Origin of the sequence: Nonomuraea sp. B12E4 (assembly GCF_039871825.1) — a bacterium.
Classification (GTDB): domain Bacteria; phylum Actinomycetota; class Actinomycetes; order Streptosporangiales; family Streptosporangiaceae; genus Nonomuraea.
Genome location: NZ_JBDPME010000007.1, coordinates 221,816 through 235,533, shown reverse-complemented (window position 1 = coordinate 235,533; position 13,718 = coordinate 221,816). Strand labels below are relative to the sequence as shown.

Annotated in this window: 10 protein-coding genes and 1 pseudogene; 5 read left to right on the top strand and 6 right to left on the bottom strand. The window is 70.9% G+C overall.

What is annotated here, in order from left to right; translation table 11 throughout:
- Positions 1 to 13: 13 nt before the first annotated feature.
- Entirely contained in the window at positions 14 to 418 is a 405-nt protein-coding gene (locus ABGB18_RS18865) for a hypothetical protein (protein WP_347696820.1), read from the top strand.
- Between the two features lie 8 nt (positions 419 to 426).
- On the opposite strand, the gene dop is transcribed toward ABGB18_RS18865, so the two are convergent.
- The 5 genes from dop to ABGB18_RS18840 all read right to left on the bottom strand — a co-directional run bounded on the left by dop (position 427) and on the right by ABGB18_RS18840 (position 8,674).
- Positions 427 to 1,947 (bottom strand): depupylase/deamidase Dop, encoded by a 1,521-nt coding sequence (gene dop, locus ABGB18_RS18860; protein WP_347696819.1) that lies wholly within the window; start codon positions 1,945 to 1,947, stop codon positions 427 to 429.
- 86 nt (positions 1,948 to 2,033) lie between these two features.
- The gene (locus tag ABGB18_RS18855; RefSeq protein WP_347696818.1) at positions 2,034 to 3,122 is read right to left on the bottom strand and encodes an acyltransferase; all 1,089 of its coding nucleotides are present in this window, start codon (positions 3,120 to 3,122) and stop codon (positions 2,034 to 2,036) included.
- Positions 3,123 to 3,443: 321 nt separating this feature from the next.
- Positions 3,444 to 5,663 carry a carbamoyltransferase HypF gene (gene hypF / locus ABGB18_RS18850; protein ID WP_347696817.1) on the bottom strand — a complete coding sequence of 740 codons (2,220 nt, stop codon included), beginning with the start codon at positions 5,661 to 5,663 and terminating at the stop codon, positions 3,444 to 3,446.
- Positions 5,664 to 5,854: 191 nt separating this feature from the next.
- Positions 5,855 to 7,618 (bottom strand): proteasome ATPase, encoded by a 1,764-nt coding sequence (gene arc / locus ABGB18_RS18845; RefSeq protein WP_090941012.1) that lies wholly within the window; start codon positions 7,616 to 7,618, stop codon positions 5,855 to 5,857.
- Between the two features lie 204 nt (positions 7,619 to 7,822).
- The gene (locus ABGB18_RS18840) at positions 7,823 to 8,674 is read right to left on the bottom strand and encodes a tRNA (adenine-N1)-methyltransferase (RefSeq protein ID WP_347696816.1); all 852 of its coding nucleotides are present in this window, start codon (positions 8,672 to 8,674) and stop codon (positions 7,823 to 7,825) included.
- A gap of 55 nt (positions 8,675 to 8,729) precedes the next feature.
- Between ABGB18_RS18840 and ABGB18_RS18835 the strand changes: the two genes are divergently transcribed.
- The 4 genes and pseudogenes from ABGB18_RS18835 to ABGB18_RS18820 all read left to right on the top strand — a co-directional run.
- Entirely contained in the window at positions 8,730 to 9,824 is a 1,095-nt protein-coding gene (locus ABGB18_RS18835; protein ID WP_347696815.1) for a GNAT family protein, read from the top strand.
- 189 nt (positions 9,825 to 10,013) lie between these two features.
- The gene (locus ABGB18_RS18830; RefSeq protein WP_347696814.1) at positions 10,014 to 10,511 is read left to right on the top strand and encodes a hypothetical protein; all 498 of its coding nucleotides are present in this window, start codon (positions 10,014 to 10,016) and stop codon (positions 10,509 to 10,511) included.
- A 950-nt stretch (positions 10,512 to 11,461) separates the two neighbouring features.
- On the top strand, positions 11,462 to 11,608 hold the full coding sequence (locus ABGB18_RS18825) for a hypothetical protein (RefSeq protein ID WP_347696813.1): 147 nt from the start codon (positions 11,462 to 11,464) through the stop codon (positions 11,606 to 11,608).
- Positions 11,587 to 11,991 (top strand): annotated as a pseudogene (locus ABGB18_RS18820) (NAD-dependent epimerase/dehydratase family protein); the annotation flags it as partial. The gene ABGB18_RS18825 and the pseudogene ABGB18_RS18820, both read left to right, overlap by 22 nt.
- 63 nt (positions 11,992 to 12,054) lie before the next feature.
- Here ABGB18_RS18820 and ABGB18_RS18815 read toward each other — a convergent pair.
- Entirely contained in the window at positions 12,055 to 13,545 is a 1,491-nt protein-coding gene (locus tag ABGB18_RS18815) for an FHA domain-containing protein (RefSeq protein ID WP_347696812.1), read from the bottom strand.
- Between the last annotated feature and the right edge of the window lie 173 nt (positions 13,546 to 13,718).

The window sequence follows — 13,718 nt, the reverse complement described above, 5'->3', positions numbered from 1 at the left end:
ACCGGAGGTTGAGATGTCCCCTTCGTCCCTGAGCACGGCCGGTGTGCTCCTCATCACAGTCCCGCTGGTGGCCTTCGGCGGCGTCTCGCTGCTGTCGTTCCTGATGAGGAACGTCCCGGGCTACCTGGACAACCCGGTCCGCCGCGGCCTGTGGCGCGCGGGGCATGCCCATGCGGGCGTGCTGGTGCTGTTCGGCCTGGTGGCGATGCTCTATGTGGACCAGGCGAGCCTGCCGGACGGCGTGAAGGCACTGACCCGCACGCTCATCGTGGCGGCACCGATCCTGATGCCGCTGGGTTTCTTCCTGTCAGTGGCACGCCCGAGGGACACGAAGCCGAGCAGGCTGATCTGGCTGACGGTGGCGGGCGGGGCGTGCCTGGCCGTGGGCACGCTGACGCTGGGTGTGGGCCTGCTGTGACGGTGGTGTTACCCGGCGCCGCCGCCGGTGAGGGCGGCGACGAGGTCGGCGGCGGTGTCGCAGCGGTCGAAGAGCTCTCCGACGTGGGCCTTGGTGCCGCGGAGCGGCTCCAGGGTGGGTACGCGCTGGAGTGACTCCCTGCCGGGGATGTCGAAGATGACGGAGTCCCAGGAGGCGGCGGCGACGGATTCGCTGTATTGACGCAGGCATCGGCCGCGGAAGTAGGCGCGGGTGTCGTTGGGCGGGTTTTCCACGGCGCGCTGGACTTCTTCCTCGGTGACGAGGCGTTGCATGCGTCCGCGGGCGACGAGCCGGTTGTAGAGGCCGCGGTCGGGCCGGATGTCGGAGTATTGCAGGTCGACGAGCTGGAGCCGGGGGTGGGACCAAGGGAGGTTGTCGCGGGTGCGGTAGCCCTCGAGGAGTTCGAGTTTGGCGACCCAGTCGAGCTCGCGGGAGAGTTGCATGGGATCTTCGGCGAGGCGGGTGAGGACGGATTCCCACCGGTCGAGGATGTCCTTGTTCATCTCCTCTTGGGCGGTGCCGCGCTCTTCGACGTATTTGCGCGCTTGTTCGAGATATTCCATCTGGAGCTGGACGGCGGTGAGCTTGCGGCCGTCGCGCATGGGGATCTCGTAGCGGCAGCCGGGGTCGTGGGAGACCTGCCGGAGGGCCTGCACGGGGTTCTCGACGGCGAGGTCGCGGGTGAGGAAGCCCTCTTCGATCATGGCGAGGACGAGGGCGGTGGAGCCGAGCTTGAGATAGGTCGAGATCTCCGACATGTTGGCGTCGCCGATGATCACGTGCAGCCGCCGGTATTTCTCGGGGTCGGCGTGCGGCTCGTCGCGCGTGTTGATGATGGGCCGCTTGAGTGTGGTCTCCAGTCCCACCTCGACCTCGAAGAAGTCGGCCCGCTGGCTGATCTGGAAGCCTTCGCCGCGGGAGTCCTGGCCGATGCCGACCTTGCCGGCGCCGACGACGACCTGCCGGGAGACGAAGAACGGGGTGAGGTGCCTGACGATGTCGGCGAACGGGGTGGCGCGCCGCATCAGGTAGTTCTCGTGGCAGCCGTAGGAGGCGCCCTTGGCGTCGGTGTTGTTCTTGTAGAGCTGGATGGGGGCGTTGGAGGGAATGGCGGAGGCGCGGGTGGCCGCGTCGTACATCACCCGCTCCCCCGCTTTGTCCCAGATGACCGCGGCCCGGGGGTTGGTGCATTCGGGCGAGGAGTATTCGGGGTGGGCGTGGTCGACGTAGAGCCGGGCGCCGTTGGTGAGGATGACGTTGGCCAGGCCGAGGTCCTCGTCGGTCAGCTGGCTGGGATCGGCCACCTCTCTGGCCAGGTCGAAGCCGCGCGCGTCGCGGAGTGGGTTCTCTTCCTCGAAGTCCCATCGTGCTCTGCGCGCGCGGGCCGCCGAGGCGGCCAGGTAGGCGTTCACGACCTGTGAGGAGGTCACCATCGCGTTGGCGCCTGGCTGACCTGGTACGGAGATGCCGTACTCGGTCTCGATGCCCATCACCCGACGCACCGTCATGCAACACCCTCTGTTCGTCCGGGTCTGTCTATCCGCCGTTTATATGCCCGAGCCTATGCCCTTCACAGTGCCCCAGGGCCACAGAGTTATGGCACCGACGCCTTTTCAACCTGTACGGCGGGAGCTGATGGGGTTTGCTGCGGTCTGCGGGGCTTGAGTAGCCGCTGGATGGGGCGTTCGGCAAAGGAGTACACGAGATACGACAGCAGAATCGCGGTCAGCGTCGTGATCGTGACCACGGCCCAGGGGGGCAGGCCGCCGGTGAGGAGCGGGATGAGGGCCACCGCGACGATGCTATGGAACAGGTAAAGCGGGTATGTCGTGCCGCCGAGCGCGGTGAGCGTCCTGGAGGGTTTGAGCCGGAGCAGGCCGAGTGCGACGAGAGCCGTCAGGATGAAGATCAGCGTGATGGTGATGATCACGCTGAGGTCGGTGACGGGCATGTTCTTGAAACCCGCGGCCTCGACGCGCCGCCCGACCCGGCCGAGCGCGGAGGGGATCGCCAGGCCGTATCCGCCGGCGACGTAGAGCCAGGGCAGGAAGGCGCTGCCGTGCTTGTGGATGAGGTACAGGGCCATGCCGGCGATGAAGTACGGGGCGTAGTCGGGCATGACGATCTCGCCGATGACCGTGGGCACGTTGTCCTCGAGCAGTTTCACGGTCAGGGTGGCCACCAGCCAGGTCCCGGCGAACACCAGGACCCGCCGGTACGTGACGCCGACGATCACGAGGATGGCGATCAGGAGGTAGAAGCGCAGCTCGGCCCAGAGCGACCAGTAGACGCCGCTGGCGTCGGTGACCTTGAACAGCCGCTGGAACATGGTGGCGTTCAGCAGGTAGTCACCTGGTGAAAGTTTTGGGTTGAGCGCCTTGGCGCCGGTGAGCCCGTAGAGGGCGGCGATGGCGGCCAGGCTGAGCCAGTACGCCGGGTAGAGGCGGACCAGGCGGGAGCGGGCGAAGGCGCCGAGGCCGCGTCCCCAGACGGTCATGAGGATGACGAATCCGCTGATGATGAAGAACAGCTCGACCCCGAGGATGCCCAGGCCCGCGACGGGCGCCAGCGCGGGGAACAGCTCCGCGGGCCGGTCATCCCAGACGGAGGCGTAGGCCACCAGGAAGTGGAAGGCCACCACGGCGAGCGCGGCGAGGAATCGCAGGAGGTCGAGTTCGGCCAACCGGCCGTCTCCCCGAGCATGCTTCGGCCGGTTTGGTTGATGCACGGCCCTTAGACGTCACGTAGATCACTTCGGTTCCATGATCCTCTCCTGTCACGTCCGTAACCCTGAGGCGGGCATGTCCGATACATGTGACTCGGCCCGCCAAGGCACCAGAAGCTCGGCCGCGACCGGGCGCGCCTCCATGCCGGGTCCATGCCGGCTCCATGCCGGCTCCAAGCGGCGAAGGCGGCCCCAAGGCCCTCCGGAGGCGCTGTGGAGGCGCTGTGGAGGCCGCTGCGCTCTTCCTGGGGCCGGCCAGGCGGCGGGGAGCCGGAATGGTCAGGCGCGGGGGCGGGCGGCGGCGACGGCGGCCTGGCCGAGGCTGAGGCCGCCGTCATGAGGTGGCACGCGCACGTGTCTCAGCACCCGGAAGCCGGCCGCGCGCAGCCGCCGTACCGTGCCTTCCAGCAGGAAGGCGTTCTGGAAGACGCTGCCGGACAGCGCCACGGTGGACAGGCCGGTGGCCTGCCGGAGGGTGGCGCAGGCGGCGGCGACGGCGGCGGCCACGCCGTTGTGGAAGCGGGCGGCGATGACGTGGGTGTCCACGCCGCCGGCCAGGTCGGTGGCGGCGGCGCGCACGAGGTCGGCGGCGGTGACGACGAGCGGGTCGCCGGGGGTGAGGGAGGCGGGGTAGGCGCCGGTTTCGGCGGGGTCGGCGTGTTGTTCGAGCTCGGCGCCGGCCTGCCCCTCGTACGTGATCTTGTCGCGGAGGCCGAGCAGCGCCGCGACGGCGTCGAACAGCAGGCCGGCGCTGGTCGTGTCCGGTGGGCCGGAGAACTGGCCGGCCCACTCGCCGGCGTGGCGGCGTACGACGTCGAGGTCGGGGTGGTCGTCGCGCAGGTAGGCGGCGGCCATGCGCCAGGGCTGCCGGACGGCGGCGGCGGGCATGGGCACGGCAGCGAGGTGGCCGAGGCGCCGGCAGCCGGTCAGGTCGGCCCGCAGGAACTCGCCGCCCAGGCCGGCGCCGTCGGGGCCGTCGAGGACGACGCCGAGCACGGGTCCGGGGACGCCGTTGTCGGCGAGGCAGGCGGCGATGTGGGCGTGGTGGTGCGGGACGGGGACGAGTTCGGCGCCGGGGATCTCCAGGGCGTGCCGGGTGGAGGGGTAGCCGGGGTGCGGGTCGTGGGCGACGAGCTGGGGCCGCAGGTCGAGCAGCCCGCAGTAGTGGTCGATGCTCTCGACGTACGTGCGGAGCGTGTCGGGGTGTTCCAGGTCGCCGATGTGGTGGGAGACGAACGCCCGCCGGCCCTGCGCGAGGCAGAAGGTGCTCTGGAGCCGGGCGCCGCAGGCGAGCACCGGCCGGGGCGCGGGGCGGCGCAGGACGAGCGGTTCGGGCGCGTATCCGCGGGCCCGCCGTAGCACGGTCATCTCCCCGGCCATGGGCCGCAGGACGGAGTCGTCGGTGCGTACGTGGATGGGCCGGTCGTGGACGAGGAAGGCGTCGGCGATGCCGCCGAGCCGGGTGAGCGCGTCGGCGTCCTCATGGGCGACGGGCTCGTCGCGGACGTTGCCGGCGGCCAGGGCGAGGGGTTCGCCGAGTTCGGCGAGCAGGAGGTGGTGCAGCGGCGTGGCGGGCAGCATGATGCCGAGGCCGCGGTCGCCGGGGGCGACGGAGCCGGCCACAGGGGCGCCGGCGCGGCGGGGCAGCACCACGACGGGGCGGGCGCGGCTGGTGAGGAGGTCGGCGGCGCCGTCGTCGACGTCGCACAGCAGACGGGCCTGTGCGAGGTCGGCGGCCATGATCGCGAACGGCCTCTCCTCGCGGTGCTTGCGGCCGCGCAGGGTGGCGGCGGCCTGCTCGTGCGCGGCGGGGACGGCGAGGTGGTAGCCGCCGGGGCCCTTGACGGCGACGACGCGCCCGGCGCGGAGCAGGGTGGCGGCACTGGTGATGGGGTCGCCGCACAGTTCGGTGCCGCGGGCGTCGTGCAGCCTGAGCCGGGGTCCGCAGGCGGGGCAGCAGGTGGGCTGGGACTGGAAGCGGCGGTTGCCGGGGTCGTCGTATTCGGCCGCGCAGGCGGGGCACATGGCGAACCCGGCCATGGTGGTGAGCTGCCGGTCGCAGGGGGCGCCGCGCACGATGGTGAAGCGGGGACCGCAGCGGGCGCAGGTGATGAACGGGTGGCGGTGCCGCCGGTCGGCGGGGTCGGCGAGTTCGCGCAGGCAGTCGTCGCAGGGGGCGCTGTCGGCGCGGACGAGGGCGCGGCACAGCCCGGAGGGGTCGCCGGCGGCGATGGTGAAGCCGCTGTGCCCGGTGGGTTCGGCGCTGACGATGGTGACGTGTTCGATCTCGGACAGGGCGGGGGCGTCGCGTTCGAGGGCGGTGAGGAATTCCTCGACTCCGGCGAGGGCTCCTTCGACTTCGATGAACACCCCGTCGGCGTCGTTGCGTACCCGGCCCGCCAGGCCCAGCCGGTTGGCGAGGGAGCAGACGAAGGCGCGGAAGCCCACGCCTTGGACGAGGCCTTCGACGTGCACGTCTATCCGTTTGAGCGGGGCCACAGCGTCAGTGTGCGCCTCATCGGGGCGTTGCGCATGCCTTATCCGCGGCATGGGCCGTCCCTTCCGCCGCCGGGCCCTCTCGCCGTGCTCCGGCCGGGGTCTTTTGCGGGGAAGGGGGTGTTTTCTCCCTGAGAGGGAGTGCGCGCAGCGGAACGGGAGGGCCCGGGGCGGGCCCTCCCGTTTTCCGTGGATCAGAGGTACTGGCCGGTGTTGGCGACGGTGTCGATGGAACGGCCGGCCTCGGTGCCCTGCTTGCCGGAGACGAGCGTACGGATGTAGACGATCCGCTCGCCCTTCTTGCCGGAGATGCGGGCCCAGTCGTCGGGGTTGGTGGTGTTGGGCAGGTCCTCGTTCTCGGAGAACTCATCCACGCAGGCCGTGAGCAGGTGCTGCACCCGCAGGCCCTTCTGGCCGCTCTCGAGGAACTGCTTGATGGCCATCTTCTTGCCCCGGTCGACGATGTTCTGGATCATCGCGCCGGAGTTGAAGTCCTTGAAGTAGAGGACTTCCTTGTCGCCGTTGGCGTAGGTCACCTCGAGGAAGCGGTTTTCCTCGCTCTCGGTGTACATCCGCTCGACGACGCTCTGGATCATGCCCTGGATCGTGGCCCCGCGGGAGTTGCCGTGCTCCGCCAGGTCATCGGGGTGCAGGGGAAGGTCCGCGATGAGGTATTTGGAGAAGATGTCCTTGGCCGCCTCGGCGTCCGGCCGCTCGATCTTGATCTTGACGTCCAGGCGGCCGGGCCGCAGGATCGCCGGGTCGATCATGTCCTCGCGGTTGGAGGCGCCGATGACGATGACGTTCTCCAGCCCTTCGACGCCGTCGATCTCCGACAGCAGCTGGGGGACGATCGTGTTCTCGACGTCGGAGGACACGCCGGAGCCTCGGGTGCGGAAGATCGAGTCCATCTCGTCGAAGAACACGATCACCGGGGTGCCTTCGGAGGCCTTCTCACGGGCACGCTGGAAGACCAGGCGGATGTGCCGCTCGGTCTCGCCGACGTACTTGTTGAGAAGCTCGGGGCCCTTGATGTTGAGGAAGAAGCTCTTGCCGGACTGACCGGTCTTCTCCGCGACCTGCTTGGCCAGGGAGTTGGCGACGGCCTTGGCGATGAGCGTCTTGCCGCAGCCGGGCGGGCCGTAGAGGAGCACGCCCTTGGGGGGCCGCAGTTTGTGCTCGCGGAACAGGTCGGCGTGCAGGTAGGGCAGCTCGATGGCGTCCCTGATCTGCTCGATCTGCCGCATGAGCCCGCCGATCTCCTCGTAGGAGATGTCAGGGACCTCTTCGAGCACGAGCTCTTCGACTTCGGACTTGGGTATGCGCTCGTAGACGTAGCCGGAGCGCGGCTCGAGCAGGAGCGAGTCGCCCGCCCTGATGGGCTGGCCGACCAGCGACTCGGCCAGTCGCACGACGCGCTCTTCGTCGGCGTGCGAGATGACCAGGGCCCGCTTTCCCTCGTCGAGCAGTTCTTTGAGCATCACGATCTCGCCGACCTCTTCGTAGCCGAGGGCTTCGACCACGTTGAGGGCCTCGTTGAGCATGACCTCCTGGCCACGCCGCAGCGAGTCGACGTCAACGGCAGGGCTGACGTTCACCCGGAGCTTGCGGCCGCCGGTGAACACCTCGATCGTGCCGTCTTCTCGGGCCTCGAGGAAGGTGCCGAAGCCGGATGGCGGCTGCGCCAGCCGGTCGACCTCCTCCTTGAGGGCGACGATCTGGTCCCTGGCCTCCTTGAGGGTTGCCACCAGGCGCTCGTTCTGGCCTGTCACGGCCGCGAGATTCGCCTGTGCCTCATGGAGACGCTCTTCGAGGACCCTGGCCTGACGGGGTGACTCGGCCAGTTTCCGCCTCAGCGCGGTGATCTCCTCCTGGAGGAAGGAGACCTGTGTTGAAAGATCAGCGACCTCCCGTTCGCGCTGCGCGGCTCGAGCCTCAGCATCATCGCGAGCTGCCACGCCCCGTCACCTCCTTCCCAGTCGAGGGCGACTACTTAGGACCTTACCTATCTCGGGCCCCTCCGTAACCTGGCCGGGCAGTGTTCGTCGAGTGACATTCAGTGTTCGTTGAATAATCCCTAATAGTGCGTTTAATACTCCCAGCATATGAACACGGCGATCTGTTCCCGTGTCACGCACGAACGCACCCTCGTGGCCAAATTGTCATAGTTCCTCGGTCGTCCCCTTCGGTCGGCGACGGCGCGGCGGCGGGGTCACGCCGTCGGCCATGCGGCGGGCGGTGACGAGGAACCCGGTGTGACCGATCATCCGATGATCGGGTCTCACCGCGAGACCTTCGACATGCCAGTCGCGAACCAGGGTCTCCCACGCATGCGGCTCGGTGAAACACCCGTGATCACGAATGACCTCGACCGTCTTTGACATCTGGGTGGTGGTGGCCACATAACAGCAGATCACCCCGCCCGGGGTGAGGGCCTTGGCGGCGGCGTCGACGCACTCCCAGGGGGCGAGCATGTCGAGGATGACGCGGTCGACGTCGATCTCGTCGATGGAGCCCACCAGGTCGCCGACGACCAGCCGCCAGTTGTCCTCCATGGACTCGCCGTAGAACTTCTCCACGTTCTTGCGCGCCACGTCGGCGAAGTCCTCGCGCCGCTCGTAGGAGGTGACGTGGCCCTCGGGGCCTACGGCGCGCAGCAGGAAGCAGGTCAGGGCGCCGGAGCCGACGCCGGCCTCGACGACGCGGGCGCCGGGGAAGATGTCGGCCATACCGACGATCATCGAGGCGTCCTTGGGGTAGATGACGGCCGCGCCGCGCGGCATGACGAGCGTGTAGTCCTGCAGCAGGTGGCGGAAGGCGAGGTACTGGGTGCCGCCGGAGGAGCGCACGACGGAGCCTTCGGGCTGCCCGATCAGATCGCTGTGCGGGATGGCGCCCTTGTGGGTGTGGAAGACGCCGTCCTCTTTGAGCGTGATCGTGTGGCGTTTGTTCTTGGGGTCGGTGAGCTGCACCTGATCCCCCGCCCGGAAAGGCCCATGCCTGCGGAAACCCATGGCGGCAAGGGTATAGGGCTTTCGGGTGCCTCCGGACGCGCGATATCTATGGGGGATGCTCCCGCGCGATGTGATCTCCACCGGCTCCCTGATCCTGCGGCCTCCCCTGGTGGGGGACGCCGAGGCGATCGCGCGGATGTGCGCGGATCCGGTGACGGCCAGGTTCATGCCGCTGCTGCCGGTGCCGTACGCGCCGGAGCACGCACGCGACCACCTCCAGGGCGCGGCGGCGCGGTGGGACGGCGGCGGGGCGGAGTTCGCGATCACGGAGAGCGACCGGGTCGTCGGCCTGGTCTGGGCGCGGCCGCCGGACCAGTGGGGCGTGGCGGAGCTGGGCTTCCTGGTGGCGCCATGGGCCCGGGGCAAGAACGTGGCGGGGACGGCGGCGCGGGCGGTCTCGGATTGGCTCTTCGACCAGGGGGTGCGCCGGGTCGAGCTGCAGGCCGAGGTGGAGAACGTGGCGAGCCTGCGGGTGGCGTACAAGGCGGGGTTCCGGGAGGAGGGGCGGCGGCGGGACGCCGTCCGGCTGCGGGACGGGCGGTGGACGGACCTCGTCACCTTCGGCCGGCTGGCGGGGGACGCGGTGGACGGGGCGGAGCCGTACCTGCCGTTCTTCGACGGCGGGGAGTTGGGCGACGGCGTCGTACGGCTGGCGCCGCTGACCGTGGGGGACGCCGGGGACTACCACCGGATGCTGACCGACCCGAGCGTGGCGGCCTACTTCATGGGGACCCCGGGCACACTGGAGGACGACGAGCGGCGATGCCGGTACACCGGTTACTGGTGGGTGTCGGGCCAGCGGGTCGAGCTGGCCATCAGGGACGCGGGGTCGGCGGCGTTCGCGGGGCATCTGCAGCTCACGCAGGTGGTGCCGGCGCTGGGGCAGGCGATGATCGGCTATTCGCTGCTGCCGGAGTTCCGGGGGAGGGGGTTCATGACGCGGGCGGTGGGGCTGCTGCTGGAGTGGGCCTTCGCCCGTACGCCGCTGCGCCGCGTCGTGGCGGGGACCGAGGCGGGGAACACGGCCTCGCACGGGGTGCTGGAGCGGGCCGGGTTCCAGCGGGAGGGCCTGCAGCGGGAGTTGTTCCCCAAGGGGGACGGCACGTGGGCGGACGACGTGCAGTGGGCGCTGCTGCGGCCGCGGTCGTAGGCTCCGGCCCCCGAGACCGTGTCCATGGTGCTGCGGCTGCGGTAGGGGCTGGCTGAAATAGGCAAAAATCCTGATTTCCAGTTGAGGGCTGGTCAAGAGCCGCGGCGGGGGTGATAGTCAGGGCACCCGCACTTGAGTGTCGCGTGATCGGGTCGCGCGATCTCGTTCCCTCCGCAGCAGGGCCACCGCATGCCGCATAACCGTGCCGGCATCGCCATGCGCGAACTCATCGCCGTCTTCTCCTGCCTGGAGACCGCGGACCTGGTCGATCGGCTGGCCCGGACCGCCGCCGCCGTCGCGGGAACCACCTACGCGGGGCTCGTCCGCGTGGACGCGCTGCGGCGGGAGGCGCACTGCATCCACCTCCACGCCCCAGCGGGGGATCCGCTGCGGGTGCGGCGGTGGCTGGCCGAATCCGGGGTGCTGAAGGAGCTCGCGGCCGGGTCGGTCACGGTACGGCTGGTGCGGGACCCGTCCATGGGCGAGCCGGGGTTCCTGGCCACGCCTGTGCCGGCGGCGATGCTGGATCACACCTTCGTGTGGGTCGCGGGGCGGGCGTTCGGCGACGGGGACGAGCATCTGCTGAGCCGGTTCGCGACGGCCGCGGGGCGGGCGCTGGAGGCGGCGAGCGGGCTTGAGGCGGCGGTGCGCCTGTTACGGGGCGTACGGGCCTTCCGACCGGCCTAGGGACGGGGATCCGGTATGCGACCGGGCCGGATCTCTGGATTATGGACGGCCCGATAAAGCAGCGAATTTCGCGGGTCGCCCCCACTGGCCGGCCGCTCCATCGAGCCCTTCCGAAGATTTTTCGCCCATTCAGCGGCTTATACTTTAAAATTGCTATTTTTCGGGAGAAGGCGTAATGCAGCCTGCCCCGCCCTCCCGCGCCGGCCGCCCTCGCCTCCCCGGTGTCTCGGCCGCCTCCATCGAACCCCCGGTGGACTCGCGGGGCCGACGCGCTCCCTGGCGCCCTGGGAGAATCCTGAGCCGCCCATGCGAGATTTCCGGTGTTGCCGTCCGGCGTCCGTGGAGCCGGCGGTCCGGCGTCCGCCTTCGCCTTCGCCGGGCACGGAAACGGAAGGCAGGCGATCGGCTTTTCGCATCATCGGCGTAACCCCCGGCGCCCACCGCCTCGTCACCGAACGCGACCACGACGCCCCGCTCCCCCGACAGGCCGCGTCCGGCCGGGACGCCCCGCCGAGGCGCCGCATGCGACCGGGACGCCGTACCCCGCTGGGACGGTGGAGTGGTCGTACGGCCGGCGCACCCCCGGTACGGTGACGCGGCTCGGGAACGTCGCCCCGGGACCCGGCGTCGCGCCCGGTATGCGGGCCTCACGGCCGCCCTGGAGGCCGCTGGGGCGCGCAGGGGTGCCGACCGGCACGGATCACGGGATGGCGGCTGGCGGGCGCGCTGGCGGCCGATCCGGAGCCGCCGGTGGAGGCGGCCGCGGGTTCGGGCCCGGGCGGTGGAGCTGGCGCTCGCTCACGCGGAGCGGTGCCGGGCGACCGGGGCTGTGGCGTCCGAGGCGGTCGCGTCGCACGACGCCGTACGCCTGGGCGCTCCCCCACCTGACGGAGCCGGCGACGCTCCACGAAGTCCCCCGCGTACGGCTCGCCGCACAGCACGCGCGAGCCGTGGCCGAGGCGGACCCGTCGAGACCGCTCGCGGTCGCCTCGGATTTCGACGGCCTCGGCCTGCGGCTGTTCGCGGACGAGGCCAGGAGACAGGCCGTGCGGCCACCGAACGGAACCCTGCCGGAGTGGCGCCTCAGCCTCCTGTGACACGAGCCGCCTCCCACCGGAACACCGATCTCAGCCCATGCGGCACAGGCCGTCGGGAAGGAGGGCTTGGGGTAGCGTGGCGGCTCGTGAAAGTTCTCATCGTCGGTGGGAGCGGGTTTCTCGGCGGCGAGCTCGTACGCCTGTGCGCGGCGGCGGGGCATGAGGTGGGCGCGACCTATCTGCGCAGGCCCGGTGGGTGCCCCGGGGCGGCCTGGCTGGCTCTGGACGTGCGGTCGCGGACCGCGGTGGAGGAGTTGTTCGAGAAGTTCCGGCCGGAGGCGACGGTCAATGCCGCTTACCGTCAGGCGGACTGGGCGAGCACGGCGGACGGGGCGGCGTACGTCGCCCTGGGGGTGTCGCGGGTGGGCGGGCGGCTGGTGCACGTGTCGAGCGACGCGTACGCCCGCGCCCCGCTCAGGGACGCGGGCGTTCGCCGGAGGAAGTGCCTACCCCCGGTGCGCCTCGAAGCGGAGGGTGCGGGAGACGCCCACACGGACGGTCGTCCCCGGGGCGATGGTGACGGGCTCGTTGGGTGGGATGTCGTAGAAGTTCGGGTCGCCGGGCGGCTGGATCTGGGTGCCGTTGACCGAGCCCAAATCGACCAGGTTGACGTCCCAGCCGTCCAGTGCCACCCGCAGGTGCCGGCGGGACACCGAGCCGTCCGGGCTGGTCACCTTGGCGGGCCTGGCGCTGCCGCCGGCCACCTCGGGGGCCCGCTCGGGGTCGCGGCCCAGCAGGTAGTCGCTCTCCAGGGGCAGCGCCGTGCCGTCGTCCAGGATGAGGACGCCGAGCGACGGGCGCGGGCCCTTGTAGGGGACGAGGGTGCGGTGCACCAGGGCGATGCCGCAGACCGCGCAGTAGGGCGAGCGGGGGTCGTTGAAGTGGTCGTTCTTGCAGTCGACGCCGTAGACCAGGGGGCGGTCGCCGTGCTCGGACGGCTGGTCCTGCGGCTGGCCCGGGTGGTCGAAGTGGTCGGGTGGCCCGAGCACGGGCGGCGCGGCGTGGTCGTAGGGCTCCGGCGGGCCCAGGTGCTGCTGGGCCTGCTGGTCGGCGACGCCGTTGCCGGAGGACTGCGGCTCGTCGAAGGACGGGAACTGCGACTCGGGGTGCGGAGGCTGCTCCTGCGGCCCCGGGAAGAGCGGCTGCTCCTGCGAGCCCGGGTAGGGGGGCTGCTCGGAGGGCTGGTGGAAGGAGGGCTCCGGCGAGGGAAGGTAGGGAGCGGCCTGCTCCGGGGGCGTGTGGTACGGCTGCTGCTCCGGCGGGGTGTGGTACGGCGGCTGCTCCACGGGCGCGGGCTGCGGGCCGGAGGGCGGGCTCTGCGGGGCCTGCGGCTGGTCGGCCAGCGGGTAGGGCGGCCGCTCCGCGGGCGGGGGCGGCGGGATCAGGTCCGGCTCGATGTGGAAGGCCGTGTCCGGCATCTCGCTGGTCAGCGGCCTGGACGGGGCGGGAGCGGGGACGGCGGGACGGTCGGTGAGATCGCCGACGAGGCCGCCGCCGTGCACCACACCGCTTTCGAGGCGGACCGCGGGGTGCGGGTTGCCGGCGCCGGGCAGGCTCAGCTCGACCCGCTCCACCGGGCCGGCGACGAGCCGGTCGGCCCAGGTCAGGGAGTCGCTGCCGGCCAGCCGGGTCTCGCCGGCGGGGGTGCCGATGGTGGCCGCGGCCGAGCCGCTGACCAGGACGGCCACGCCGCCGCCGACGGGGCCGGCGACCGCGCAGGTGGCCGGATCGCCCGCCATGTTGGCCGCGAGCACCTGCGCCGCGCGGCGGGCCAGCGCCCGTCCGTCGCCGCCGGACGCGGCCGTCTCGCGCAGGGCGCCGAGCAGGTCGTCGGCCGCGGCCTCGTTGGCGTCACAGACCAGCAGCAGCCCGCCCTCATAGGCGACGAGCCCGTTTCCAGGAAGCGGACGCACCACTCCGAAGCCCAGGTCGGTCATGCGTCCTCCCTCAAGACGACCGTGCCGCGCTCAACAGTGCCTTCGCTGCGCTCGGTCACTCAAATCTCCTCCCCGGAAGCCGGCGATATGACGGCACCCGCACTGCCGTGCCGGCCACCAGCCGTACGTACCCAGACGACGAGGCCCTGTTGCGGCCCTCTTGTCTCGATTCG

Excerpts from the sequence above, each read along its gene's own strand:
- ABGB18_RS18865 (WP_347696820.1), top strand. The coding sequence starts at position 14 with ATGTCCCCTTCGTCCCTGAGCACGGCCGGTGTGCTCCTCATCACAGTC.
- dop (WP_347696819.1), bottom strand. The coding sequence starts at position 1,947 with ATGACGGTGCGTCGGGTGATGGGCATCGAGACCGAGTACGGCATCTCC.
- ABGB18_RS18840 (WP_347696816.1), bottom strand. The coding sequence starts at position 8,674 with ATGGGTTTCCGCAGGCATGGGCCTTTCCGGGCGGGGGATCAGGTGCAG.
- ABGB18_RS18830 (WP_347696814.1), top strand. The coding sequence starts at position 10,014 with ATGCCGCATAACCGTGCCGGCATCGCCATGCGCGAACTCATCGCCGTC.
- ABGB18_RS18815 (WP_347696812.1), bottom strand. The coding sequence starts at position 13,545 with ATGACCGACCTGGGCTTCGGAGTGGTGCGTCCGCTTCCTGGAAACGGG.
- ABGB18_RS18835 (WP_347696815.1), top strand. The coding sequence starts at position 8,730 with ATGCTCCCGCGCGATGTGATCTCCACCGGCTCCCTGATCCTGCGGCCT.